Source organism: Bacillus sp. UNC41MFS5 (assembly GCF_000686805.1).
Genome location: NZ_JMLP01000021.1, coordinates 1 through 24,298, shown reverse-complemented (window position 1 = coordinate 24,298; position 24,298 = coordinate 1). Strand labels below are relative to the sequence as shown.

The 24,298-nt window shown below is 39.1% G+C and carries 25 protein-coding genes; 18 read left to right on the top strand and 7 right to left on the bottom strand.

Annotated features, from left to right (window positions below):
• Positions 1-47: 47 nt before the first annotated feature.
• Genes BR30_RS0112285 through menC form a run of 3 tightly spaced genes read left to right on the top strand, consistent with a single transcriptional unit; the run spans position 48 to position 2,769 of the window.
• Positions 48-770 carry an amino acid ABC transporter ATP-binding protein gene (locus BR30_RS0112285; protein WP_026565283.1) on the top strand — a complete coding sequence of 241 codons (723 nt, stop codon included), beginning with the start codon at positions 48-50 and terminating at the stop codon, positions 768-770.
• 28 nt (positions 771-798) lie between these two features.
• Positions 799-1,620 (top strand): GNAT family N-acetyltransferase, encoded by an 822-nt coding sequence (locus tag BR30_RS0112280; protein ID WP_026565282.1) that lies wholly within the window; start codon positions 799-801, stop codon positions 1,618-1,620.
• 21 nt (positions 1,621-1,641) lie between these two features.
• Positions 1,642-2,769 carry an o-succinylbenzoate synthase gene (gene menC, locus BR30_RS0112275; RefSeq protein ID WP_026565281.1) on the top strand — a complete coding sequence of 376 codons (1,128 nt, stop codon included), beginning with the start codon at positions 1,642-1,644 and terminating at the stop codon, positions 2,767-2,769.
• 82 nt (positions 2,770-2,851) lie between these two features.
• Here menC and guaC read toward each other — a convergent pair whose 3' ends face one another.
• From guaC to BR30_RS0112260, 3 genes are all read right to left on the bottom strand, one after another.
• The gene (gene guaC / locus BR30_RS0112270; RefSeq protein WP_026565280.1) at positions 2,852-3,835 is read right to left on the bottom strand and encodes a GMP reductase; all 984 of its coding nucleotides are present in this window, start codon (positions 3,833-3,835) and stop codon (positions 2,852-2,854) included.
• 376 nt (positions 3,836-4,211) lie between these two features.
• Positions 4,212-5,486: an NAD(P)/FAD-dependent oxidoreductase gene (locus tag BR30_RS0112265; RefSeq protein ID WP_035445474.1), complete on the bottom strand. Its 1,275-nt coding sequence runs from the start codon at positions 5,484-5,486 to the stop codon at positions 4,212-4,214.
• Positions 5,487-5,550: 64 nt separating this feature from the next.
• Positions 5,551-6,849: an NAD(P)/FAD-dependent oxidoreductase gene (locus BR30_RS0112260; RefSeq protein WP_026565278.1), complete on the bottom strand. Its 1,299-nt coding sequence runs from the start codon at positions 6,847-6,849 to the stop codon at positions 5,551-5,553.
• 207 nt (positions 6,850-7,056) lie between these two features.
• Between BR30_RS0112260 and BR30_RS37800 the strand changes: the two genes are divergently transcribed.
• From BR30_RS37800 to BR30_RS0112230, 7 genes are all read left to right on the top strand, one after another.
• Complete coding sequence (locus BR30_RS37800) at positions 7,057-7,434, top strand: ketopantoate reductase family protein (protein WP_231507693.1); 378 nt, start codon at positions 7,057-7,059, stop codon at positions 7,432-7,434.
• A complete protein-coding gene (locus tag BR30_RS33295) occupies positions 7,412-8,170 on the top strand; it encodes an NAD/NADP octopine/nopaline dehydrogenase family protein (RefSeq protein ID WP_231507692.1) in 759 nt (252 codons plus the stop codon). Before BR30_RS37800 ends, BR30_RS33295 begins: the two co-directional genes overlap by 23 nt.
• A gap of 27 nt (positions 8,171-8,197) precedes the next feature.
• The gene (locus tag BR30_RS0112250) at positions 8,198-8,992 is read left to right on the top strand and encodes a substrate-binding periplasmic protein (protein ID WP_081825429.1); all 795 of its coding nucleotides are present in this window, start codon (positions 8,198-8,200) and stop codon (positions 8,990-8,992) included.
• A 26-nt stretch (positions 8,993-9,018) separates the two neighbouring features.
• Positions 9,019-9,675 carry an amino acid ABC transporter permease gene (locus BR30_RS0112245; RefSeq protein WP_051633591.1) on the top strand — a complete coding sequence of 219 codons (657 nt, stop codon included), beginning with the start codon at positions 9,019-9,021 and terminating at the stop codon, positions 9,673-9,675.
• On the top strand, positions 9,653-10,408 hold the full coding sequence (locus tag BR30_RS0112240) for an amino acid ABC transporter ATP-binding protein (RefSeq protein WP_026565275.1): 756 nt from the start codon (positions 9,653-9,655) through the stop codon (positions 10,406-10,408). The genes BR30_RS0112245 and BR30_RS0112240 overlap by 23 nt, the downstream gene beginning before the upstream one ends.
• 99 nt (positions 10,409-10,507) lie before the next feature.
• Positions 10,508-11,215, top strand: a complete 708-nt coding sequence (locus BR30_RS0112235; protein WP_035445471.1) for an SDR family NAD(P)-dependent oxidoreductase — start codon at positions 10,508-10,510, stop codon at positions 11,213-11,215.
• A 114-nt stretch (positions 11,216-11,329) separates the two neighbouring features.
• Positions 11,330-11,995 carry a GntR family transcriptional regulator gene (locus tag BR30_RS0112230; protein WP_026565273.1) on the top strand — a complete coding sequence of 222 codons (666 nt, stop codon included), beginning with the start codon at positions 11,330-11,332 and terminating at the stop codon, positions 11,993-11,995.
• A gap of 412 nt (positions 11,996-12,407) precedes the next feature.
• On the opposite strand, the gene BR30_RS0112225 is transcribed toward BR30_RS0112230, so the two are convergent.
• Both BR30_RS0112225 and BR30_RS0112220 read right to left on the bottom strand, forming a co-directional pair.
• Entirely contained in the window at positions 12,408-13,499 is a 1,092-nt protein-coding gene (locus BR30_RS0112225; protein WP_026565272.1) for a DUF1648 domain-containing protein, read from the bottom strand.
• A gap of 17 nt (positions 13,500-13,516) precedes the next feature.
• Positions 13,517-13,909, bottom strand: a complete 393-nt coding sequence (locus BR30_RS0112220) for a GntR family transcriptional regulator (RefSeq protein ID WP_026565271.1) — start codon at positions 13,907-13,909, stop codon at positions 13,517-13,519.
• A 128-nt stretch (positions 13,910-14,037) separates the two neighbouring features.
• Between BR30_RS0112220 and BR30_RS0112215 the strand changes: the two genes are divergently transcribed.
• On the top strand, positions 14,038-14,217 hold the full coding sequence (locus tag BR30_RS0112215) for a DnaB-like helicase C-terminal domain-containing protein (RefSeq protein ID WP_026565270.1): 180 nt from the start codon (positions 14,038-14,040) through the stop codon (positions 14,215-14,217).
• A 476-nt stretch (positions 14,218-14,693) separates the two neighbouring features.
• On the opposite strand, the gene BR30_RS0112205 is transcribed toward BR30_RS0112215, so the two are convergent.
• Positions 14,694-14,933: a spore germination protein gene (locus BR30_RS0112205; RefSeq protein WP_026565269.1), complete on the bottom strand. Its 240-nt coding sequence runs from the start codon at positions 14,931-14,933 to the stop codon at positions 14,694-14,696.
• A gap of 502 nt (positions 14,934-15,435) precedes the next feature.
• Here BR30_RS0112205 and BR30_RS35200 point away from each other — a divergent pair.
• From BR30_RS35200 to BR30_RS0112185, 6 genes are all read left to right on the top strand, one after another.
• Positions 15,436-15,870, top strand: a complete 435-nt coding sequence (locus tag BR30_RS35200; RefSeq protein WP_051633590.1) for a hypothetical protein — start codon at positions 15,436-15,438, stop codon at positions 15,868-15,870.
• Positions 15,871-15,882: 12 nt separating this feature from the next.
• Positions 15,883-16,710 carry an RNA-guided endonuclease InsQ/TnpB family protein gene (locus BR30_RS35195; protein ID WP_051633589.1) on the top strand — a complete coding sequence of 276 codons (828 nt, stop codon included), beginning with the start codon at positions 15,883-15,885 and terminating at the stop codon, positions 16,708-16,710.
• A 602-nt stretch (positions 16,711-17,312) separates the two neighbouring features.
• Positions 17,313-18,311: a DnaD domain-containing protein gene (locus BR30_RS0112195; protein ID WP_231507691.1), complete on the top strand. Its 999-nt coding sequence runs from the start codon at positions 17,313-17,315 to the stop codon at positions 18,309-18,311.
• Positions 18,308-19,426 carry a DnaB-like helicase C-terminal domain-containing protein gene (locus BR30_RS33285; RefSeq protein WP_231507690.1) on the top strand — a complete coding sequence of 373 codons (1,119 nt, stop codon included), beginning with the start codon at positions 18,308-18,310 and terminating at the stop codon, positions 19,424-19,426. Before BR30_RS0112195 ends, BR30_RS33285 begins: the two co-directional genes overlap by 4 nt.
• Positions 19,416-19,574: a DnaB-like helicase C-terminal domain-containing protein gene (locus BR30_RS37795; protein ID WP_231507689.1), complete on the top strand. Its 159-nt coding sequence runs from the start codon at positions 19,416-19,418 to the stop codon at positions 19,572-19,574. Before BR30_RS33285 ends, BR30_RS37795 begins: the two co-directional genes overlap by 11 nt.
• A 41-nt stretch (positions 19,575-19,615) precedes the next feature.
• The gene (locus tag BR30_RS0112185; protein WP_026565267.1) at positions 19,616-20,053 is read left to right on the top strand and encodes a hypothetical protein; all 438 of its coding nucleotides are present in this window, start codon (positions 19,616-19,618) and stop codon (positions 20,051-20,053) included.
• A gap of 72 nt (positions 20,054-20,125) precedes the next feature.
• Here BR30_RS0112185 and katG read toward each other — a convergent pair whose 3' ends face one another.
• Entirely contained in the window at positions 20,126-22,342 is a 2,217-nt protein-coding gene (katG, locus tag BR30_RS0112180) for a catalase/peroxidase HPI (RefSeq protein WP_026565266.1), read from the bottom strand.
• A gap of 508 nt (positions 22,343-22,850) precedes the next feature.
• Between katG and BR30_RS33280 the strand changes: the two genes are divergently transcribed.
• Entirely contained in the window at positions 22,851-23,552 is a 702-nt protein-coding gene (locus BR30_RS33280) for an SDR family oxidoreductase (RefSeq protein ID WP_051633588.1), read from the top strand.
• Positions 23,553-24,298: the final 746 nt, after the last annotated feature.

Genomic DNA, 24,298 nt, shown 5'->3' with positions numbered 1-24,298 from the left:
AGGGAGGACCTAATGTGTCAAATCATGTGAAAGATCATCTTCATCCTATTATTGAAATTGAAAAAGTCCATAAAAGTTTCCATCAGCTGGAGGTTTTAAAAGGGATTAATTTACAGGTGTATCCTGGCGAGGTTGTAGCCCTGATTGGGTCAAGCGGCTCGGGTAAAAGTACGCTCCTCCGCTGTCTGAACGGGCTTGAGACCCTGTCTTCTGGTCGAATTACGATTGATGGAATGGAATTAAACTATTTGCCGCGTAGTATTCAACAAATTAGGCGGGAAGTGGGAATGGTATTCCAACAATTTAACCTATTCCCGCACCTTACCGTCTTACAAAATATTATGGAAGCGCCTATTCAGGCGTTAAAGAAGTCTAAAGCAGAAGCCGTCGAACAGGCTTTAGTCCTCCTCGAAAGAGTCGGTCTTAAAGATAAAAAGGATGTATACCCAAGGAAGCTTTCCGGAGGTCAGCAGCAGCGGGTCGCGATTGCCCGGGCGATGGCGATGAATCCGAAAATTATGCTCTTTGATGAACCGACTTCTGCGTTAGATCCAGAACTAGTTAGTGAGGTTCTTAATGTTATGAAGGGGTTAGCCGAAGAAGGAATGACGATGCTAATCGTAACCCACGAGATGAAGTTTGCTAGAGAGGTAGCCGATCGAGTTATTTATATGTGTGACGGTGTCATCGAGGAACAAGGACCGCCATTACAACTATTCAGCAATCCAAACAGTGACCGTTTAAAAAGCTTTCTTAAAAGTGTTATCTAAACTATTTTCAGGAGGGGCGTTACTCAAGATGGATTTATTAGAACCGATTACGATACGTATGTTACATTCGGCAGAGGAATTGACAGCCGTGAGAGATTTAGAAAGTCTTATTTGGGCGGATGAAGATCCGGTCCCAGTGAATCATAGCATTGCCGTTGTAAAAAATGGCGGGCTGGTGATTGGCGCTTTTTCTGGAACACGTTTAATTGGATTTCAATATAGCTTTCCTGGATTTGATGGGACAACCATTTATCTTTGCTCACACAGTATGGGAATTCACCCAGATTTTCAAAAAATGGGCATCGGTGAAAAATTAAAATTAAGGCAGCGAGAAGAAGCTCTTAAAAAGGGCTACCGATTAATCGTGTGGACATATGATCCACTAGAAACGGTTAATGGATATCTTAATTTAAGCAAATTGGGTGGAGTTTGTACGCAGTATATTGAAAATTGTTACGGTGAAATGCCTGATATTCTTAATGCAGGCTTACCATCCGATCGTTTTTTAGTGGAATGGGACATAGCTGGGGAAACGTCGAAGCCATCGGAAGATTCTGCTAAAGTCGAAGAAGTGCCCCTTTTGATTCAAGTGGAAGTGGATGCTCAGGGCTTCCCGATTCCGAAAACTGTGTTACTTGATAGCGAATGGAATGTGAATGTTCTGTATGTACCAGTTCCGAATCAATTTCAAACCATTAAAGCGAATGATTTAGAAACTGCATTGGATTGGCGTCTGAAAACGCGCGAGATTTTTACCTATTATTTAAGCAAAGGATGGACGGTTACGGCATTACGAAAAAGTAATTTTCCTTACCTCCATCACTATGTATTAACTAAGAAACGTACCTAAACGGAATGAGGGATAGATAGAATGGAAATTCAACGAATCGTATTACGACATATGAAAATGGATCTTTTACACCCTTTTACAACAGCGGTTGGAACGGAATATGATAAAGATTTTATTTTAGTGGAAGTCCTAACGAAGGATGGCATTTCGGGATGGGCAGAATCCGTTGCTGCGATAGATGCCACATATAAGGAAGAGACAGTCAAAACCAATTGGCATATGATGGAGGATTTTTTGATTCCCCTTCTTCTGAAAGAGCCGATTTCTCATCCGGATGAGGTTTCCGAACGGTTCCATCATGTTCGAGGAAATTACATGGCGAAGGCTGCTCTGGAAGGGGCGATCTGGGATGCATATGCTAAACAGCAGGGAGTAAGTCTTGCTACCGCTCTCGGAGGAAAATTAGAAAAGATTGAAGTTGGTGTCAGTATTGGGATTCAGGATACGGTCGAAGAACTATTGAGTTTGATAGAAGGTAGTCTGCAAGAGGGATATAAGCGCATCAAGGTGAAAATTCAACCAGGATGGGATTTAAATATTTTAGCAGAGATACGTAAACGGTACCCAGATATTCCATTGATGGCTGACGCAAATACCGCTTATACACTTGATGATATCGATACGCTTAAGGCTATGGACCAATTCAACTTAACAATGATTGAGCAGCCATTAGGCTTTGATGATATCATCGACCACGCGCAGCTGCAAGCGCAAATTGAGACTCCGATTTGTCTGGATGAAAGTATCCATAGTGTCGAAGATGTAAGAAAGGCGATACAACTGGGAAGTTGTAAAATAATAAACATAAAGATCGGCCGTGTCGGAGGCCTAACCGAGTCCAAACGGATCCATGATCTATGCGAGGCAAATGGAATTCCCGTCTGGTGTGGAGGAATGCTAGAGTCTGGAGTTGGCAGGGCGCATAATATTGCAATCACAAGCTTGTCTAATTTTAAACTTCCAGGTGATACAGCGGCCTCAGCACATTACTGGAAGGAAGATATTATCGATCCCGAGGTGATTGTTGAAGATGGAATGATTACGATTCCCAAACTTCCGGGTATCGGGTATGAACCAAATCGCGACAGGATTGAAAAGTACACCCTGTATAGCCGTACTTTCCATTCAAAGCTTAAGATATCAAAATGATTGCTATATAAAGAATGAAAAATAACAAAACTGCCTGTCCCCCTCATTTGGTAACCAAGTGAGGGGGACAGGCAGCTTATTTTTAATAAACTTTATCTCCGTTAAAGATGGAATTCTTCACGATGACATAGTCGACTGTACGGATGTCTTTTAACTTGTTACCTCCGGCATAGGAAATAGAGGACTGAAGATCCTGTTCCATTTCGATCAATGTATCGATTAAACGGCCCTTGTGTTCTACGTACATTTTTTTACCTTCAACATTTTTTCGTTCGCCTTTTTGGAATTCCGAAGCTGAACCGAAGTATTCTTTCACACACTTTCCGTCCTTCTCAATTGTTTCCCCAGGAGATTCTTCATGTCCTGCAAATAAAGAACCAATCATGACCATTGATGCTCCAAATCGAACGGATTTCGCGATATCACCATGTGTGCGAATGCCGCCGTCAGCGATAATTGGTTTGCTTGCAGCCTTGGCACACCATCTAAGTGCAGCTAACTGCCAGCCGCCTGTTCCAAATCCAGTCTTAATTTTCGTAATACATACTTTACCAGGTCCAATTCCAACTTTCGTCGCATCTGCACCGGCATGCTCTAATTCCCTTACAGCTTCTGGAGTTCCGACATTTCCAGCAATGACAAAGCTATTAGGTAAGTGTTTCTTAATATGCTTAATCATATTAATTACGGCATTTGAGTGACCATGGGCAATATCAATGGTAATAAATTCAGGTGTTAGCTTTTCATCGGCCAGCTGGTTGATGAAATCATATTCTCCCTCTTTTACACCGACACTAATGGATGCGATAAGTCCACGTCCTTGCATATCCTTGATGAAGGAAATCCGCTTTTCAGGCTGGAAACGGTGCATAATATAGAAGTAACCATTTTCCGCGAAGAAAATCGCAAGCTTTTCATCTATAATCGTCTGCATATTTGCAGGTACAACTGGCAATTTAAATGTATGTCCACCAAATGTGACACTCGTATCACACTCAGATCTACTGTTAACGATAGATTTAGCAGGAATCAGTTGAATATCTTCATAATCAAATACATTATCCATAAATTACACTCCCAAACACGAATATTCTAGTAAAATTAAATCATATTGTTCGTACATATGTTAATTTACAGTATATTTGTTATTTTGTCAAAACAAATAAGAATTATGTGGAAAAAAATAAAGTGCCTAGTCCCCCACTGTAGAAGCGTTTCTGCACCGGGGGGGGCAGACCCTTGTTTTCCTTTATTCTATACCTAAATAATCAACAAGTCCTTACTGACCTTTTAACAAAACATAATAAAGAATGATAAATATAAAAAATGCCGTATAAAAGTAAAATAATCAGAAATCTAAAGATGTAGAAATACGAAAAATGCTTGGATTGCAGAATAATCCAGGCATTTTTCTATAGAAAGTCGAACTGCATAGATGAGGCTTATCCCCATTTGTCCAGTAATTTATAATAAGCGCCAACTAGATTAAGCGCCATACCTCGTTGGGAGTGTAATGGAATCTGACGTAAAGGTAATTTCTCTAAATGATGTAATGGTCGTTCTTCTGCTTTAATATTTAATGCTAAAAGTTTTCCCATTAATGTAGATATTGTAGCACCTCTCCCACTATATCCAAGAGCAAAGTGGAAGCCTTCTTCCGTCTTCCCGATATGAGGAAGCATATCAGGGGTTAAGGCGATTAGGCCACCCCATTTGTAATCAACCTTATAATCTTTTAATTCCGGAAATACAGACAGCATATTCCTATGGGTTTGTTCATAAACTTCTGGGGTTTCGTTACAATCAAAGCTGACTCGTCCTCCAAAAATCATTCGATTATCAGGAGACAGTCTAAAGTAATAGAGAAATTTTTTACTATCTGACACCGATCTTCTTTGGGGAATGAGTTTTTGTGCTAAATCATTATCTAACGGCTCTGTAGCAATCATGTAACTCCCCATCGGAATAACAGATTTAAAAAGTTTGGGCGTAAGTGAAGTTGTGTAGCCATTGGTTGCGATGACCAGGTGAGATGCTTTAACCCGGCCTTGTGGTGTGTCAAGGATGACTTTATCTTGCTGTTTAGTAATCTTTGAAACAGGTGTTTTTTCAAAAATAGTAACCCCACGTTCTTCTACTGCTTTTGCTAAACCTAAAGCGTAATTAAGTGGGTGAAAAGATATAGCGTGTGGATCAACAAGGAGGCCATGATAAATATCTGTTCCTAATTCAGTTTCAACCTCGTGTCGGTTCAACACTGTGGTCCTGTATTGGAAATGTTTCTCCATAAATTCTTGATTACGTTTAAACGTTTCAAAATGACTTTCTTTGAATGCTGCACTAATACTCCCTTGGTTGGATAAAGAACAATCAATATCATGTTCATGGATAATGTCCGTCACCAGTTTGATTCCATCAATAGACATATTAAGCATTTCGTTTGCTGCCTCATGCCCCCACTTTTTCATAATGGTTCCTATGTGCATTTTGAATCCCGGGATAGACATTCCTGCATTTCTACCGCTTGCCCCCCAACCAATATGGTGCTGTTCAACAATAGCGGATTGAATGCCTAGTGACTGTAAAAAATAGGCGGTTGCCAAGCCAGTGTAGCCTCCGCCTATGATGGCAGTATCCACTTCCACATCGGATGTTAATGGATAACGCAATTTTAAGTTTTTTGCAGTATGTTTCCATAAGGAACTAGGGTATCCCATTTCCAATCATCCTTTTCTCTTTATATAGAAAACAACAAAGACAATGCGACTTTGAAGGGAAATATTATGAAATTTGGTCAGCAATTTTATAATAATAACCCACTAAATTAAGGACTTTCACACGTTGACCATGCAAGGGGATGGTCCTTAATGGCAGAGATTCGAGAACGGTTTCTGTTCTTTCCACCCCAGTAATTTTATAGGCTAAAATCTTGCCTAAAAGGGTAGACATGGCTGCGCCGTGACCACAATAACCTAAAGCAAAATGCATTCCATCTTCGGTTTCTCCGATGTGCGGCATGAAATCGAAGGTGAATCCCGTAGTTCCACCCCAACGATAATCGACGTCCATTCCTTTTAAATCGGGGAATACAGTAAGCAGATTTTCGTGAAGAGCAGAATAAATATGGTCATACTCATTTGGTGTTGAATTTGTTGAAAAACTGACTCGTCCCCCGAATAACATGCGTTGGTCAGCGGTTAAGCGGAAATAATATAAGAAATTTTTTGTGTCACTAACTACTCGTTTATTTGGAATGATTTGATTTGCTAGTTGATCTGGAAGTGGTTGGGTTGCGATGATGTGGCTGCCAATTGGCATGATTGACTTGGCCAATCGTTTTGTAATTTCAGAGGTGTAACCATTGGTGGCGATGATGATGTGCTTGCACTTTATTTCACCTTTAGCTGTTTTAACGATAAATCTCTCGTTATTTCCGTGTTTCTTATTTATCGAAATAACTTCTGTATTCTCGTAAATAGAGGCTCCCATTTTCTCTGCAATATCTGCTAAACCAATCACATAATTAAGGGGGTGAAAAGCAAAGCTTTTTCGATCAATTAACCCGCCGTATTGGTACATAGGTGAATTAATTTCAGAGTGAATATCATTCGCATCAACTAACTCAGTTTCATATTGAAAACTTTTTAGTAGGTGTTCATGTTCTTTCTTCATTTTTTCAAAGTGGGAGGGTTTATAGGCGACCTTAATACCGCCACAAGTTTCTAAAGCACAATCGAATTGATGTTCATCTACAATTTCTTTAACTAATTTAACACAATCGGCAGACATGTCCATTAATTCTTTCGCTTTTGCGGTACCAAGCTTTTTTTCTAATTCAAATATACTCTTTTTATACCCTGTGGTCAGCATCCCCGCATTACGTCCGCTAGCTCCCCAGCCAATTCTTTCTTTCTCTACTACAACAACTTTTTTTCCAGCCTTACTTAAGAAGTAGGCAGATGCTAGACCAGTAAAGCCTCCACCTATAATGGCTACATCAGAGTGAATAGTTTCATTTAATTCTGCTCTTTGATTACTGGCATTACTTGTAGCTGCCCATAGTGATTGAGGAAAGCTCATTACATGTACCTCCTAAATAATTGAATCCTTCATTTCAAATTGGATACGAAAATTGTATACAATTTATAAATGAATATTAAACTTAATATTTTAAAAAGTCAATATTTTTAGAAAATTGTATTGAAATTAATTTGTAGGTTGTTTAAAATTATGTTTGTACATGTTAGTTGTATTCTAAAATTGTATACAAAGAAAAAGGGGGAAGTTATGAGTATTAAAAAAATTGCGATTTTGGGGGCAGGAAATGGTGGAATAACTGCAGCTGCCGACCTTACATTACGGGGATTGGATGTAAGTTTGTTTGAATTACCACGTTTTTTTGATCAATTAGCGTCTATTAGAACAAAAGGGGGAATCACTTTAAAGAGAAAAAAGACGGTAGAGTTTTGTTCTCCAACTTTAATTACTAATAGTATTGCCGAGGCCGTTAGAGAGGCAGAGGTTATCATGCTGACTGTTCCATCATTTGCGATCGAGGAATTTGCTGCTGAATGCGCACCTTATTTACAGAATGGTCAAATTGTCTTTCTAAATGGTGCTGCTTCCTTGTCGAGTTTAAGATTTGTCAATACTAAAGAAGTTTAAAAAGGATATCTCTTTTAAAATTGGAGAAACTGCGTCTTTAACATATGCAAGCCGGGTTACCGAAAATGGAGAAGTAGAACTAGGTCTGGAAGTAGATTCACTGCTTTTTGCCGCTTATCCTAGCAGCTGCACTACAGAAATAATTGAGCAATTGCAAGAATTGTACCCCGCTTTAATTCCCGCAAAGAATATATGGGAAACATGTTTAAATAATGGTAACCCTGAAACTCATCCTGGACCAAGTTTATTAAATGCCGGTAGGATTGAATTTTCTGGTGGTGAATTTTATTTATATAACGAAGGAATAACCCCACATGTGAGCAACATTATTAAAGCTGTATCAAAAGAACGCCAAGCGTTATGTCAGGCATTGGGTGTAAAATACATTTCAACTTCAGAACGACTAACGGCACTTGGATATGCCAAACCTTCAGACAACCTCCATGATCTATACAACCAGAGCGAAGTGTTCGCTCCAATTAAAGGTCCTCTTAGTTTAACATCTCGCTATTTCATCGAAGATATCTCAAATGGATTAGTACTTTGGTCAAGCATAGGGAAAACGGTTAATGTTCCGACGCCAAATATAGATGCCATCATTACACTTTCAGGTTCATTGATTGGAAAAGATTATTGGAACGAGGGAATAACCCTTAATAGATTAGGGTTATCGGGATTAAATCCAACTCAATTAACGGAATGTGTCGATCATCTTTCTTATAATTTTATCCATTAAAAAATATAAATCGAAGGAGTGAATGGGATGAAAAAATTTATTTCTATGTTAGCAATTTTGTCATGCTTACTGCTAATTTTAAGTGCATGTTCCGAAAAAAGTAATTCTTCTAAGGAGGGAGCAAACTCATTAGAAGCCCTTAAAGAAAAAGGAACAGTTCGGGTAGGTGGAAGTACAACCGGCCCTCCATTTTCTTATATTAATGAAAAGAATGAAAACGTAGGATTAATGTTTGATATTGCGAAGAAAATTGGTGTAGGCTTAGGAGTTAAAACTGAGATCCAAGGTATGCAATTTGCTTCCCTGATTCCGGCTATTGAAGCGGAAAAAATCGATATGATTTCAGCAGGCATGATTATTACCGATGAACGGAAGAAAATTATTGATTTTTCTGACCCGATTTATGAGTATGGCGAAGGTCTTGTTATTCTAAAATCAGATAATAATATTAAAACGTTCGATGATTTAAAAGGGAAAAAGGTAGGGGTACAGCAGGGAACAATTTATTTAGAAGGATTGAAAAATTTTCCTGATATTGAAGCACAATCGTATAAGTCAATCTCAGATATGGTTTCAGAGTTAGAGAATGGAAGAATAGATGCCTTTTTTGGGGATTATCCTATTATCGTTCACATGATTCAAGAAAATCCTGACTTTAAGATTAAACTTGTTGATGGTTATGAACCAAAATGGAAGGGCAAGGTTGGTATTGGGCTGCCTAAAGGTTCAGATGAATTAATGGAAGCAGTCAATAAAGAAATTAAAAAACTAAAAGAGAGTGGAGAGATTGATAAAATTCTTAAAAAACGGGGGCTAAAATAGAAAAGACAGAATAGGGGGACATACTAATGAATGATATACTCGGATTTTTGCCTGCGTTATTGAAAGGAACGCTAATAACTGTTGAATTAACCCTTCTATCATTAATAATTGCCTTGGTTATAGGTTTAGTAACCGCGTTTGCGCGCATTTCGAACAATATCTTTTTTAGTAAACTAGCAGGATTGTATATTAGTATTATTCGAGGCACCCCATTATTGGTGCAACTTATGTATATTTATTTTGTTTTTCCAGAGTTTGGGATTAAATTAACGGCTTTTACAGCGGCATTAATAGGGTTATCACTCTATGAAGGTGCATACTTGGCTGAAATCTTCCGCGCCGGAATCAAGTCCATTAGCAAGGGACAATTAGAGGCGGCCTATGCAGTCGGAATGAACTATTCTATGGCGATGAGAAGAATTATATTGCCCCAGGCTATTAAAAATGTTCTGCCTCCGATCGGGAATTCGGCAATTCTATTATTAAAGAACTCTTCGTTGGCAGCTGTTATAGCAGTTAATGAGTTGATGCATACGGGGGAGAATCTAGCAACTACCACATTTAGAAATATTGAAATATTCACCTTAGTTGCGGTGATTTACTGGTTACTTCATTTTCCTATGGACCGTGCGGTTAATTTACTAGAAAGGAGGATGAGCAATGATTCAAGTCAAAGACATTAAAAAATCCTTTCACCAAACAGAAGTACTTAAAAATATATCATTCAACGTGGAGCAGGGTGAGGTCGTCGGTATAATTGGACCGAGTGGAAGCGGTAAAAGTACACTTCTCCGAATGATCAATTTTCTTGAAACCCCAGACGAAGGGGATGTCATTATTGACAGTAAGAAAATTCATTTTGATAAAAAGAGCAAAAGAAATCGAAACGATGCTGAAATCTGCTCGTTACGGGCGGATGCGAGTATGGTTTTTCAAAACTTTAATTTATTTGAACATAAAACCGCACTCGGAAACGTGATTGAAGGACCTATTATGGTCCGTAAAATACCAAAAGAAAAAGCAATTCAAATGGGAAAAGAGTTTTTACGAAAAGTAGGATTAGAAGGCAAAGAAAATAATTACCCACATGAATTATCAGGCGGTCAAAAACAACGGGTAGCCATTGCAAGGGCTCTTGCGATGCAGCCTAAAGTTATTTTGTTTGATGAACCAACATCCGCCCTTGACCCAGAACTAGTCGGAGAAGTATTAGCGGTAATTAAAAAGTTAGCTGATGAAGGTATGACCATGATTATCGTGACACATGAAATGGGCTTTGCCAAAGAGGTTGGTGATCGAGTGATTTTCATGGACGGCGGTTATATTGTGGAATCTGGATCACCAAAGGAACTCTTTGAAAATCCGGAATCAGAGCGATTAAAACAATTTCTATCAAGATTTTCAACTGTCGTATAATTACCATGAAAATAAAAGTCAAAAAAATATCAAATCTAAGCATGGAATCTATTTTTCGTTCCAATGATTAGAAAGAAGAAATGTTTAAGGGGACGACAAATGGATAAGGTGTTGATTACTGGAGCGAGTCGGGGATTAGGGTATGAGCTGGTGAAAATCTTTCATCAAGAAGGAAATGAGGTTTTTCCTACAGTTCGTACCTCCCAATCGGCAGAGATTCTAAAGGCAGAGTTTAAAGAAAGAATCTATCCTATCATAGCTGATATCAGTTTAGATCAGAGTGAATTGATTATTCGAAATGAATTGACTAAATTAACCGATCGCCTGGATATACTTATAAACAATGCCGGTAATTCCGGTAAAGGAAATGAAATTCAGGCAGTTTCGACTGATGAAGTACAACAAGTGTTTAATGTCCATTGTTTAGGTGTAATTCGAACGATTAAAGCTGCCGAAAGCTTTCTTGAAAAATCACTATTTCCGAGAGTTATTAATGTTTCATCAAGATTAGGTTCACTTCAGATGACAGCTAATCAAGAATTTACCCACCTAGGAACTTCGTATTCTTACCGAATAGCAAAAGCAGCTCAGAATATGCTGACCATCTGTCTGGATCAAGAATATAGGAGGAAAGGGATTTCCGTACACGCAATCCATCCTGGGAAATTAAAGTCCAATCAAGCATCTTCTGACGCGGATATGGAAGTATCAATGGGAGCGTATAATATCTATCAATGGCTTTCACAAATGAAAAAAGGGTCTTCCGGGGAATTTATTCAGCCAGGAGTGGGTCATTTAAATTGGTAAGGAATTCAAAGGATGCGAGACAAAGTTGTAGTATTTTGATCACCGAATGAAGAGTTTTAAGCTTTAAAAACAATATCTTCTGTGTAGATATTAAATGATTAAAGGTGAATGATGATGACGAATGAATTTAGAAATGCTGAAGAAGATGCTTATATAAAAATTAAGAGAGCCATTATGTTAAAACGCTTACTTCCTGGTCAACAATTAACGGAAGAATGGATTGGGAAAAATTTAAACATGAGTAGAACACCTGTAAGAGGGGCCTTTAAAAAATTAGAAAAGGAAGGCTTAGTAAAAATTCTCCCTCGTAGGGGAGCTTTTGTACATGATCCTACAGACAAAGAGGTTAGGGATGTTTTCGCCGTGCGAATCTTATTAGAGTCATTTGCAGCTAGAACAGCTGCTGCGGTGATTACACAAAAATATATCGATGAGCTGCTTTTACTCTCAGAACAAGAAATTGACGCGTACCAAGCTAGAAATTTTGAGAATTTTATCAATATAAACAATCGAATTCATCGATTACCAGCATTGGCAACCGAAAATAAATGCTTAATCGAACAAGTAACTTCGCTTGTGAACTGGTCAGATTGTTATTTAATTTTAAAGGATTCTTTTTACACAAATCCGATTGAAAAGGTAAAGTCCATTCCAGAGCATCTCCGTATAATTGATGCGTTGAAAAATAAGGATCCAATTGAAGCAGAAAACGCGGTTCGTGCTCATTTAGAAACAACATTAAGAGATTGGCAAACTCCTAAACCACTTTTTGCAGATTAAATTAATAATTACAAGTTAAATGTGCCTCTAATCTATGAAACCAAACAGAGGCACATTTCTATTTTAATAATGTCTGGATGTCTACGGTTTCCTGTATAGATTTTGACCTTAAGCCTAAAACGGAGGGATTTTATTGGTAAAAAGTATAGTGAAATAAAAGTTACTGATTAACGGTCAATGGCTGGAGGCAGAAGAATATACCAGTCTATTTTCGCCATTTTCCGGGGAGGCTATTGCTGAAATTCCTCGTGCCTCACTTGAGGATCTAGAATTGGCAATAAAATCCTCTTTTCAAGCGAGAAAAAAATGGCCAGAATGCCGGCACACCAAAGTTTACTAGTGACGTCCTTTTGTCAAAATAATAATATTTAACAAAATCCCAAAAATGGTTTTTAGATGAATGGACCAAACCTCACAAAAACGAAATCACTAAGATGATCACCAATGGTACAAGGACAATAAGATAACCAATCGGGTTGCCAAAATTGAGTGTCCAGCTTATGCCAAATCGTTTTTCAACAAAGATTGACGGATCCTTCCGATTGAAATAAATGAGGCCGCCTTTCCAATGGGCATCCTCGTCGAAATCGGTTATTCCCTCTTCAGCTTCATCCATGCCGAGCTTATCTGATCGTCCTACTTTTACAGCAAAGGCGATGGTTCCTGCAAATGTAATGACAAGGAAAATGATTGGTACTGCCGCCATGGAAATTCCTGCAAATAAATCAGGGTGAATTGTTTTTAATTGAAAGAAACTAAACATAATGGTCAGCAAGAAACTAATGATAAACATAAACCAGCTTGAATTTTTCCGTAATGTGAGCTGGCGCATGCGCGAAGCGCTAGTATTAGTGGCGCTTAATTTGATGCCGGATTTCTTCGTCCCATTATGAATGGCTAAAAACATGAACTGCATAATTAAAAAGGTTAGCGGCATTAAGATTGCAGACATGGGCGTTTTTTCTGTAAAGTCATCGGCTTCACCGTTAATTCCCCAGTGAGTTGGAATTTGTTCCGGCAGCAGGTCGTATTGGTGAATGGTGTATCCGAGGACTCCAACAGTTATTACGATTGGCAGTAAATATACATACCAAGGAAGCATTTCATCCTGGGACCGAACGGATAAATCAGTGACTTTTACTTGTTTTAGACCCTCAACCCATTTATTTTTCCTCTTTAATTGAAGCGTTTTTCCGTGATAGAAAAAATAAAGGGAAAGGCTGTAAAGAATGATGCCAAATTGGATGAGCGTCCCAACCAGCACAGTTTGTTCTTCAGAAGGGTTATTTAATAGTGCCCAAAGAAGATAGCCGGCTAAAACCACAAATGAAAGAAGGGAAACTAGTAGTGCATATCCCTTTTTGTAAGATGTAAGCTTTTCGTTCTTTAGGTATTTCTCTGGGACGGTGACCCCAAATATAACGGTCCGTTTGACTAAAAAAGGAACTCCGGTTTGGATTCCAACCAGAATAATCGCAATGATAAGAAAAATGGCCAAAGTCATAGATATGCGCCCCCTTGTTACATGAGATTTTTATTGCTTTTCCTTAACTCTTCAATAATAGAAGAGACAAGTTGTTGAATTTGCTCATTGGACATTCCTACAACTAGAGATTCTGCGATAAGTGGTTTAAATTCGTCTTTCAATCGATCGCTTGAGGATTCATTGAAATCTTGTGGGGAAGAGATCACTGCTCCTGATTTAGGGGCTATGCGGATGATTCCCTTTTTCTCTAATTGGTGATAGCTTTTATTAACTGTATGCATGTTTACGCCAAGGTCTGATGCAAAAGCCCTTACAGACGGCAGGGAGTCACCTGGCTGAATCAATCCTCCAGCGATTCCTTCGATAATTTGATTGGTGATTTGTTGATAAATGGGAATATCGGAATCAGGTTCAATTCGAATAATCATGTTACTTCCCTCCAATCTGTTCTATACATATTATAACACATCTGTTCTATTATATCTATAACAACGTAAATTGAAAGGAACACGCAAATGCATGGACTGTGGTGTTACTTGGCCAGTGGTGATTTTTATTGAGTGGGAAAATGACGATTCTCGCCGACAGACCATCGATGGGTAAAACCGACTTAATGCTTCATTTTGCAAAAATGTCGGGTTGGGCAGGATTTCTGCCACTATTTTTTTCCTTAGAGATGCCTGAAAAGCACCTACTGGGAGTACATTCAAACGCTCGTGGAGCACGATTTCCTTAATAATGCCAAGCATATCGCTGATAAGATGCAACGTCGTCTGGAAAAGGAGCTCGGTGTTCCTGTCACCAAACGCTTAAAAATGAGATTTCCTGGAATCAGCTAGTACTTTTCAATAGAATAATGGCGAAAAGCATATGAAAAATGCACAGGGCTTAATTATGCTCTGTGCTTCTTTAACATTCTTCCCTGTTAACATTGAAGAAAGTCCACCAGGCAAACAGTGCCAGTCACTGTTCGCCTTACTCCATGCATCTAAAGGTGAGGTCATTCTTAACGGTAAGACTTAATGAATTAAAACCTATGGATTTAGTACAATTGCGGCGGGAGGAAATAGGATTTATCCTACAAACTAGAAATCTTATCCCCTATTTAAATGTTCTAGAGCAATTACTTGTAGTGAAAAAAATGGCAGGGAAACTTTTAAAAGAGGAAAAGGAATTTGCAAGGAGTTATTACAAAGTCTCGGTCTAGAACCATCATTGACTTTTGTCTGATGAAGATGGGTTTTCATTTTGACCTTGATCACTTATATCGGAATCTTGAATCACCGTAATAATTATGGATTTAGCAGGTGAAAAATCTCCCATTGAAAAATTAGCACCAAATAATTTTAAGTTTGCAGTATGGCTATTGTGTAAGGTTTTTCCTATATTAATGCTTGCATTTGATGTCATCCCGTTTACATGCAGGTTGAAAATATTAATTTGATTAGACATAAGAGCCTCCAATTAAACGTAGGTTTTGAATATAATTTAAAATATGTTAAACAAGCATAATTAGAAATGGACAAACATGGAATTTAATATATATATAGTGTTTATCCTATCTCTTCAAATCATTGCTGTTGGGCGTTCATACAGGACCTATCTAAATTTATTATGTAAGGATAAACGAATGAAAATTCCTCTCTGGAATCCTCCTATTGTTGGCACATTCTTTAAACCTTGTGGCAGGTAAACATGATAGCATTTCTGGTACGTTTCTTGTTTTTGTGGCCCATTTACTGCTTGTCTTTACTTTTTTTGGACTGTTTACTCTTTAAGGGGAAAGAAACGGATGGTTGGGTCTTTTGGTATGATTATCAAATAGTGGCGTAAAACCCCTTTCTTCAGAAATGGGGATATAAGCCATATTTTTAACTTTTTACTATCATTTCCTAATCCATAGTAGTATAATTAGTTTATAGAACAAATGTTCTATAAGGAGGTGAAAAAATAAATGGAACCCCATAAAAAGAACATGAAAGAACAAAAGGAAACAGAATCGATAGGAGATATTGTCATTCGGAAATTTCCACTCCGTTTAACCAGCGAGGAGAGAAGCTTAGTCGATACTTTACGTAAGGAAGCAGCAAATTTGTGGAATGACTGCTTAGATCTTCATTGGTGGCTATATGATGCCTATCAGGTTTGGACAAGTGCATCTGAAAAAAAGCAATGGTACAATGCGACCACACATAAATTACATTCGCAAACGATTCAAGCGATCATTGAGTTACATGAAGAAACGTGCAAAAGAACAAGGGAGCTACGGGCAAAAGGTGAGAAACAGTGGCGTTACCCCTGGAAATACAAAAAATATTTTTCCGTTAAATATAAAAAAGCTGCGATTAAATCAACTGGTAAAAATCTCAGGTTTAGCAATGGAAAATAACAATCCCCCTTAGTGATCCCTCAACCGAAGCACATTGATTTCCATACGATAAAAAGTGCCGAAATCGTTTGGCACAAAAATCAATACTGGATGCATCTAGCAGTAGAAGTACCAAAACAAATGCAGATTCAAGGTAAAAAGGAAGCTGGCTGCGATTTAGGAATCATCCATGCGGCCGTTTTAAGTAACGGGAAAATTCACCTCATTGTAACAGGAAGGGAACTTCGCTCGTTACAGCGCTACAGAAACAAAAGGTTGAAAGAGTTTCAAAAGCTGATTAGCCGGAAGAAGCCAGGTTCGAATAAAAGGTATAAACTCTTTTTGCGTAAACGCCGTTTTTTAGAAAAACTGGAACGGAAAATGGAGTATCTATTGCATGCTATTTCGAAAATGGTCACGGATTGGTGTGTGGAAAACCAAATTAAAACACTCTATATAGGAACCCCGGATGGCGTTCAAAAAAATACGAAAAAGAAAAAGAAAAACCGTAAAGAAATTCGTCAACAATTGTCTAATTGGAGTTTTGGGCAATTAATCAAAAAAATAAAATACAAATTAAAACTTCGAGGAGCTAAATTCCAACTTGTGGAAGAGTCCTATACTTCCGGCACGTGCCCGTCATGTGGAGAATTCAGCAAACAAAGGAATCGAAACTTCGACTGTCAGTGCGGCGCTGAAGGACATCGGGATGTAGTAGGTGCCATAAATATATTGGATAAGTCTGTCAATAAACAAATAACGAAAAATCGGAAACTACCTAAAATAGGAGATACAAAGTATCGTCGAGTCCTTTTAGCTCCCATTGTCTCGCACAATGAAGCTAAAAGGGCAGTGGCGTAGTGCCTATGATTGGGCTGCGGTATGTAGTTTTTACTACATGTCGTAATGAGCTGGAGAAGTAGTAAGACCTGGAAGCCACCGCCGACAGGCAGCTTTTATGAAGGTTTAAAAAAGAATCCCCTGGATTTATCCATGGGGCGAAGTCAACGTATCGGGATTAACGTTTAATCAATTAAACAGACTTCCCGAATCAGAGATGGGGAAAAATGTCCCGTTGTAGAAACACCCAATTCAGGTCCATGCGAATAGTATCATATTGTTCTCCTAAAACAGTATAAATAGCTTCGTACGAAAATAAGCTCAAAAGTGACTGAAATTGCAAAAAACGCTTCCAAAAATCACATTTGGAGGCGTTTTTTGACGTTTACGCTCTAAAATAGCCCTCAAATATGAAAAATGGTCATTCGCTAGATTTCACCGATCTCGATATATTGTAGAGGAATTGAGACGAGGAATTTCACTAAAAGCCCTCGCAAAGGACAAGGTGATGAAAAGGTGTCATAAATTATCCACATTTAAATGAAAAACATATGACCTTTTTCTTCATTTATTTCTATATAAAGTTTGAAGGAATTTTAGTAGAAGAAAGGCAGTGGTGGAAGATGGCAAAGTATCGAATGGTGCGCACGGATTTTTGGAAGAATCCAATGGTTTCTGAGGAGATGAGTCCGGAGGACAAATATTTCTATTTGTATCTACTTACCAATCCAGAAACGACCCAAATTGGAATCTATAAAATTACCAAAAAACAGATGGCTTTTGATTTGGGATATTCGATTGAGAGTGTGCAGGCGTTAATGGAACGGTTCACCGAGCTTCACAAATTGATTCGTTACAATCCAGAAACAAGAGAACTTGCAATTAAAGACTGGGCAAGAAATAACCTGCATAAAGGCGGGAAACCGATCATGGATTGTATTTATTCCGAACTAAAGGAAGTGGTGGATACCTCGCTGATTCGATATGTTTCGGAATCCATTCTTAAGGAAGAAATGCGTAGTCTTTTTGATTCGTTTTGTGGACAAGAAGAACTGTTATTTGCCGGGGAATATAGAGGCAAAGATGAAAGTTATCCATACATAGAAGAGGATTACGAGCAGTTAGATGATTCGTACTCGATTAGTTATACGGTACGTGGACAAAAAGAAAATGAAAATAAAAATAAAAATAAAAAACAACAAGAATCTTTTCAACCAAATATAGTGGAAAATCCAGACAGCGAGCATCCGTCACGAACGAATCAAAAAGAGGTGGTTGTTAAAGAAATTGTTGATTTTTGGGACAATAATGGATTTGGTTTCACGAACGTAAATGCGAAACAGCAGCTGTTATCTTGGTTAGATGATTCTAGTTTCTTGCAGCCGAAAGAGATCATTTTAAAAGCCATGAATATTGCTTGTGCTAGTAACAAGCGAAAGTTGAACTATGTGGTTGGAATTCTGAAAAACTGGCAAAATGAAAATCTATTGACCGTAGAAGAAATCGATGCCTATCAAGAGGAGCAAAGGCCTGTACAAAGGCATTCAACCGTACCGTTTTCTGCAGGAAGAGATATTCCACGTGGAATTAACCTCGATTTTACGGCAGGTGAAGAGGAATGAGTATCGCGGAAAAAGCGTTCTTAGGAAGCTTGATGAAGGCGGAGTATTTGCTCAAGGATACTGTGATCCAACCTGAACAGCTAGCTAGTACACGGCATAAAGAAATCATGCTAAGAATGGTCGAGTTTAACCGTGTAGGGAAGAATGTTGATTTGATTACCTTTACTACCTTACCTGACCTCGAATTATTCGGGGGTATGTCTTACCTTTCTGAGCTGTTATCATATGCGGACGTGGAGAAATTTGATGCAATGGAGAAACTGATTCTTGACTCGTGGAAGGAACGAGAAAAGAGAAACATCTTAACCGTTGCTGCGATGAATGATTGGGAGATTGCGAAAGTCATTGCTGAATTGGATAAAATTAACCAAATGAAAATGGATGATCACACCTCACTGCAAAATGCGTTGGCAGATATCTATGAGGCTCCCTGGGAAGATCAAAAACTCACGGAACAGGCAACAACGGGTATCGAAAACCTCGATAAAGTAACGGGTGGCTTTCGGAATGGGGAAGTGACGATTCTCGCAGCAAGACCATCAATGGGAAAAACCGACATGATGCTCCATTTTGCAAAAATGTCGGGCTGGTCAGGATTTCTGCCGCTCGTCTTTTCCTTAGAGATGCCTGAAAAGCTGATAACTTCGCGATTAATGGCTTCGACAGGGGGCTTTAACCGGGCTAAAATGAGGGATCCAAAAAGAATGCTCAATTCAAATCAAAAGAATAGATGGTCAGATGTGATTAGTAACCTCAGTGAAACCCATATCCAAATTTTTGATGGGGGAGGCCAAACGATTGCAGAAATGAGAGCAAAAACGAGAAAGCTGATGAATCAATTTCCACACAAGAAACCAATCCTGTTTATCGATTATCTAACACTTATCCGTTCAGGACAATTTTTCGGAGGGAATTCTCATTTACAAATCACTGAAATATCGAAATCCCTGAAAACGATGGCGAAGGAGTTTGATTGCCCCGTTATTTGTCTGGCGCAGCTCAATCGCTCAGTGGAATCACGAGCTGATAAACGGCCGATGATGTCTGATATTCGAGAATCGGGCAGTGTCGAACAGGATGCCGATGTCATTTTGTTCTTGTATCGTGTATCGTGAAGCGTATTATAACAAGAACTCGCAGGATCATTCCCTTGAAATCATTATCTCTAAAAACCGAAATGGTCCCGTTGGAAGCCTCGCTGTAAATTACAACCAGGAAACAGGAAGGATTGAAGAACGAAAGGAATCCAATCTGCCGTTGTAACCTCTATTTAGCCGAAAATACTTATATTGAGGGGTGATCACATGATTGTGAAAGATCTTTACATGGATTGTCTTCGTTTTGAAGAATCAGCATTGGCCCATTACATCCACCACTTACTTGCGGAGAAGAAAATTTCATTAGATGACCATATGTCAAAAATCGACTTAGACCAAGCGGACCATAAAAAAGTAAAGGGAATGATTCAAAATAATGTATTAGGTTTTCATAAAGTTGGCATCTACTCATTGAAAATGAACCACAAGGATTTTGTCTTTATCTTTGCAGGCAACAAGCAAGAGGCAATTCAATTCTATTCTAAAAGTTTTCATCATTCCCCAGTGAATTGTCATGAATATTCACTAGATTTTGAGCTTACTAGAGGAAAGGGGGCCATTTCGTTTCGGGAGATGAGGAAGGAATTCTTGAGTTTTCCGGCTATTGCGGGATATTTTGAGAGGAACAATTCAGGGAATTATTAATCTCTATTTGGATGGTGCCTGGCATCAAAGACAAAAACCGCCGTCAAATCAACGGCGGTTTCTTCGTAAAACTTACATACCTGCTAATTGAGCTTTTTTCTGTTCAACCGCCTTAAGATCAAAGCGGTCAGCATTCATCACTTTAACCCAAGCCGCGATAAAGTCACGGACAAACTTCTCTTTGTTATCATCTTGAGCATACACTTCTGCAATGGCACGGAGGACGGAGTTTGAACCAAACACGAGGTCCACTCGAGTCGCTGTACGTTTAACTTCACCTGTTTTGCGATCGCGTCCTTCATAGACGTTTGCTCCGACAGGCTTCCACGCCACTCCCATGTCAAGCAAGTTTACAAAGAAGTCATTCGTGAGTTGTCCTACAGAATCGGTGAATACGCCGTGTGCAGTGCCGCCATAGTTCGTACCCAGAACACGCATCCCACCAATAAGAACGGTCATTTCCGGTGCAGTCAGGTTTAAAAGTTGAGCTTTATCGATTAGCAGTTCTTCCGGACTTACACTGAACTGCTGCTTTTGATAATTGCGGAAACCATCAGCGACAGGCTCCAGCACGTCAAAGCTTTCAGCATCTGTTTGTTCTTGGGTTGCATCACCGCGACCAGGAGCAAACGGAACATTTACATCAAAGCCTGCCTCTTTGGCTGCTTTCTCGATAGCGGCACAACCGCCAAGGACAATCAAATCGGCCAGGCTGACTTCTTTTTCGAATTCCTTTTGAATGCCTTCTAGTACCTGAAGCACTTGTGCCAGTTGTTCTGGCTTATTGACTTCCCAATCCTTCTGTGGAGCAAGACGAATGCGGGCACCATTGGCACCTCCGCGATGGTCAGAGCCACGATAGGTACTGGCAGAAGCCCAGGCCGTGGTTACTAGCTTGCTAACGGTCAATCCCGAGTCTAAGATTTTTGCTTTAAGATCAGCAATATCAGTTTCTGTTAACTCATAATTACCAGCTGGTACAGGATCCTGCCAGACGAAATCTTCTTCCGGAACTTCCGGACCTAGATATCTTGCTTTAGGACCCATGTCACGGTGTAACAGTTTGAACCATGCGCGGGAGAATACATCGGCAAATTCATTCGGGTTCTCGTAGAAACGACGACCAATCTTCTCATAGATAGGATCATGACGCAAAGCCATATCAGCCGTGGTCATCATCGTTGGCACTTTAATCGACGAATCTTCTGCATCTGGGGCAAGATGCTCTTCAGCAGGGTCGACAATCAGCCACTGCCATGCACCTGCAGGACTCTTTGTCAGCCACCATTCATAACCATATAATAGTTCAAAGTAACCATTATCCCACTGTGTTGGGTTCGCGGTCCAAGCACCTTCAATACCGCTCGTGATCGTGTCACGTCCTTTACCGGAACCGTAGGAGTTGATCCATCCTAAGCCTTGTGCTTCAATCGGAGCCGCTTCTGGCTCTCGACCAACATGAGCGGCATCACCAGCACCATGTGCCTTACCGAAAGTGTGACCGCCGGCAATGAGAGCCACTGTTTCTTCATCGTTCATTCCCATGCGGGCAAAGGTTTCACGAATGTCCTTGGCACTTGCGACCGGATCTGGTTTACCATTTGGACCTTCCGGATTCACATAGATAAGCCCCATTTGAACAGCAGCAAGTGGATTCTCAAGGTTACGATCACCTGTATAACGATTATCCCCAAGCCATTCCGTTTCAGTACCCCAATAAATGTCTTCTTCCGGATGCCAGATGTCAGCACGTCCTGCTCCAAAACCGATTGTCGGACCACCCATGTCTTCAATCGCAACATTACCGGCCAGTACAAGCAAGTCAGCCCATGAAATCTTGTTCCCATACTTTTGCTTAATTGGCCAAAGTAGTCGTCGGGCCTTATCCAGGCTTGCGTTGTCAGGCCAGCTGTTAAGCGGGGCAAACCGTTGGTTGCCAGTTCCGCCGCCTCCTCGGCCATCTCCAGAACGGTAGGTACCGGCCGCGTGCCATGACATACGGATAAAGAAAGGACCGTAATGGCCATAGTCAGCAGGCCACCAATCTTGGCTGGTTGTCATGAGATCACGAAGATCTTGCTTAAGCGCAGGATAGTCTAACTTTTTAAATTCCTCTGTATAATCAAAGTCTTCTCCCATAGGGTTCGATTTTCTGTCATGTTGACGGAGTATATTCAAGTTTAACGCGTTGGGCCACCAGTCCCGATTGGTCGTACCACTTGATTTGACACTAGTCGCACCGCCGTGAAACGGGCATCCCTCGATGTTACCATTTTGCTTAGCATCCATATTTCTTATCTCTCCTTTTATGTAAATTTATTTATATATAATTATGTATCTAGTAAAAAACTTAGACACTATAATTATAATAATTATTAAATAGTATTTATAATAATTATTATTTAGTCATTATAATAAATTATTAAAAATAAAAAGTCCAGAAAAATGTGGCTGAAAAAAATATACAGTAACAAGAAGAGAGATCATGCTGTTGAAATGGAGTACAGAATTTTGAAGTTTCATAGGTGTATAGTGAGTAAAAATTAAGAAGAATAATTGGAAGATAAAATAGAAATGGATGAAAGAGATTTTTTCAGAGTTCGTCTATATTACCATTATAATGAAGTATATTGTTAGTGAGCAAGTTATATAAGTATCTAAAGAGAAATCATCTTGGCGATCTGTTCACGAAATTTATATATTCATCACTTGCCAGCAGCCTATGTCCACTGAAAAAAAGTCATATAATGGCATTAATAGGTACTCAGTATTCTCATAGAAATGGAGTTGGCAAGTTATGAAGCATGTTGTCATTACCGGGAGTACAAGAGGAATTGGCTATGGCCTGGCCCGGGAATTTTTACGGACAGGGTGCAGGGTCATGATCAATGGACAATCACAGGAAAGTGTTGATACCGCATTACAAAGTCTTAGAGAAATGTATCCCGATATGGTTGAAGGGTATGCGGCAGCAGTACATAATCGGGATGAATTGGAGCAGTTGTGGAATTATGCTGAAAAGCAGTTTGGCACGATTGATATTTGGATTAATAATGCTGGAATTGACCAAGAGCGAAAATACTTTTGGGAACTGGACGAAGAGGCGAACGATAAGGTGGTTCACACCTATCTTAAAGGTATGATGAATGGATGCCATGTGGCTTTCCATCACATGTTAAAACAAGGCTGCGGGCAAATCTTTAACATAGAGGGATTCGGCAGCAATGGGATGATGCGCGAAAAGATGACTTTGTATGGTACCTCAAAAAGTGCTGTCAGCTATTTTACCCGCTCATTGGCTATCGAGGCCAAGCAGACAAATATCAAAGTGGGCACGCTAAGTCCAGGTATGGTCGCAACAGAATTTCTCCGGAACTCGCTCGATGAACAGAACCGGAAAATTTTTAACATCCTGGGCGCTATGGTTGAACCGGTAAAGAAGTTCCTTGCGAAGAAAGTCCTCGAAAATCAAAAAAATATTGCAAAATTCAATGGCTGACCAAACCGAAAGTCATGTGGCGATTTACTAAGTCGATGTTTAGTAAGCGGGATAAGTGTATATACCATGTTTTACTGGAGAAAATCTATCGATTTTAAGGTGTATCAGAAATGGAATGTAGAACAATGCGGAATTGTGTAATATTATGATATATTTGTGAAATTATTGAAGAAATATGGATTAATTGCAAAATTGAACATATTCTGCTAAATGAATAGACCATAAATGAAAATTTTATTAAAAATTAAAAGAAAAGGATTAATAAAGTCCCTTTTTCTTAAAGAAATAAATAAAAATTTAGTGAGAAAATGAAAGAAAGAAAAAATATTATATTAAAAACATAATTTTGTCAACATTACAATCTATGTAAAAGATGAAAACAAGAAGATCAACGAAAAAATTTTTGGTGAAATTCAATATTTTGTTTTTCATGAATAATATGTAATAGTATAATAGTCACAGGTTTCAGCCTTTTCAAGGCTAGGGAATCTCCTTCTCAGCTTACTAACTGCTCCTCAATCTCCAAATTGGCTGTCAAGTGCTCTCCTTGACAGGCAATTTGGAGATTGAGATACTTTTTAAAGCTGAGAATGAATAAGATTACTCCTTTCATATTAATATAAAAAGTTAAGCACACGGCACGAAGGCAAAAATCTCAACTGCGGTTAGCACTCTGATATTCGTGGGTTTTCACATTTTATCTTTCCGTATAAAGGAGCTTCCACTAACTTAAAACGTGAGTTAGC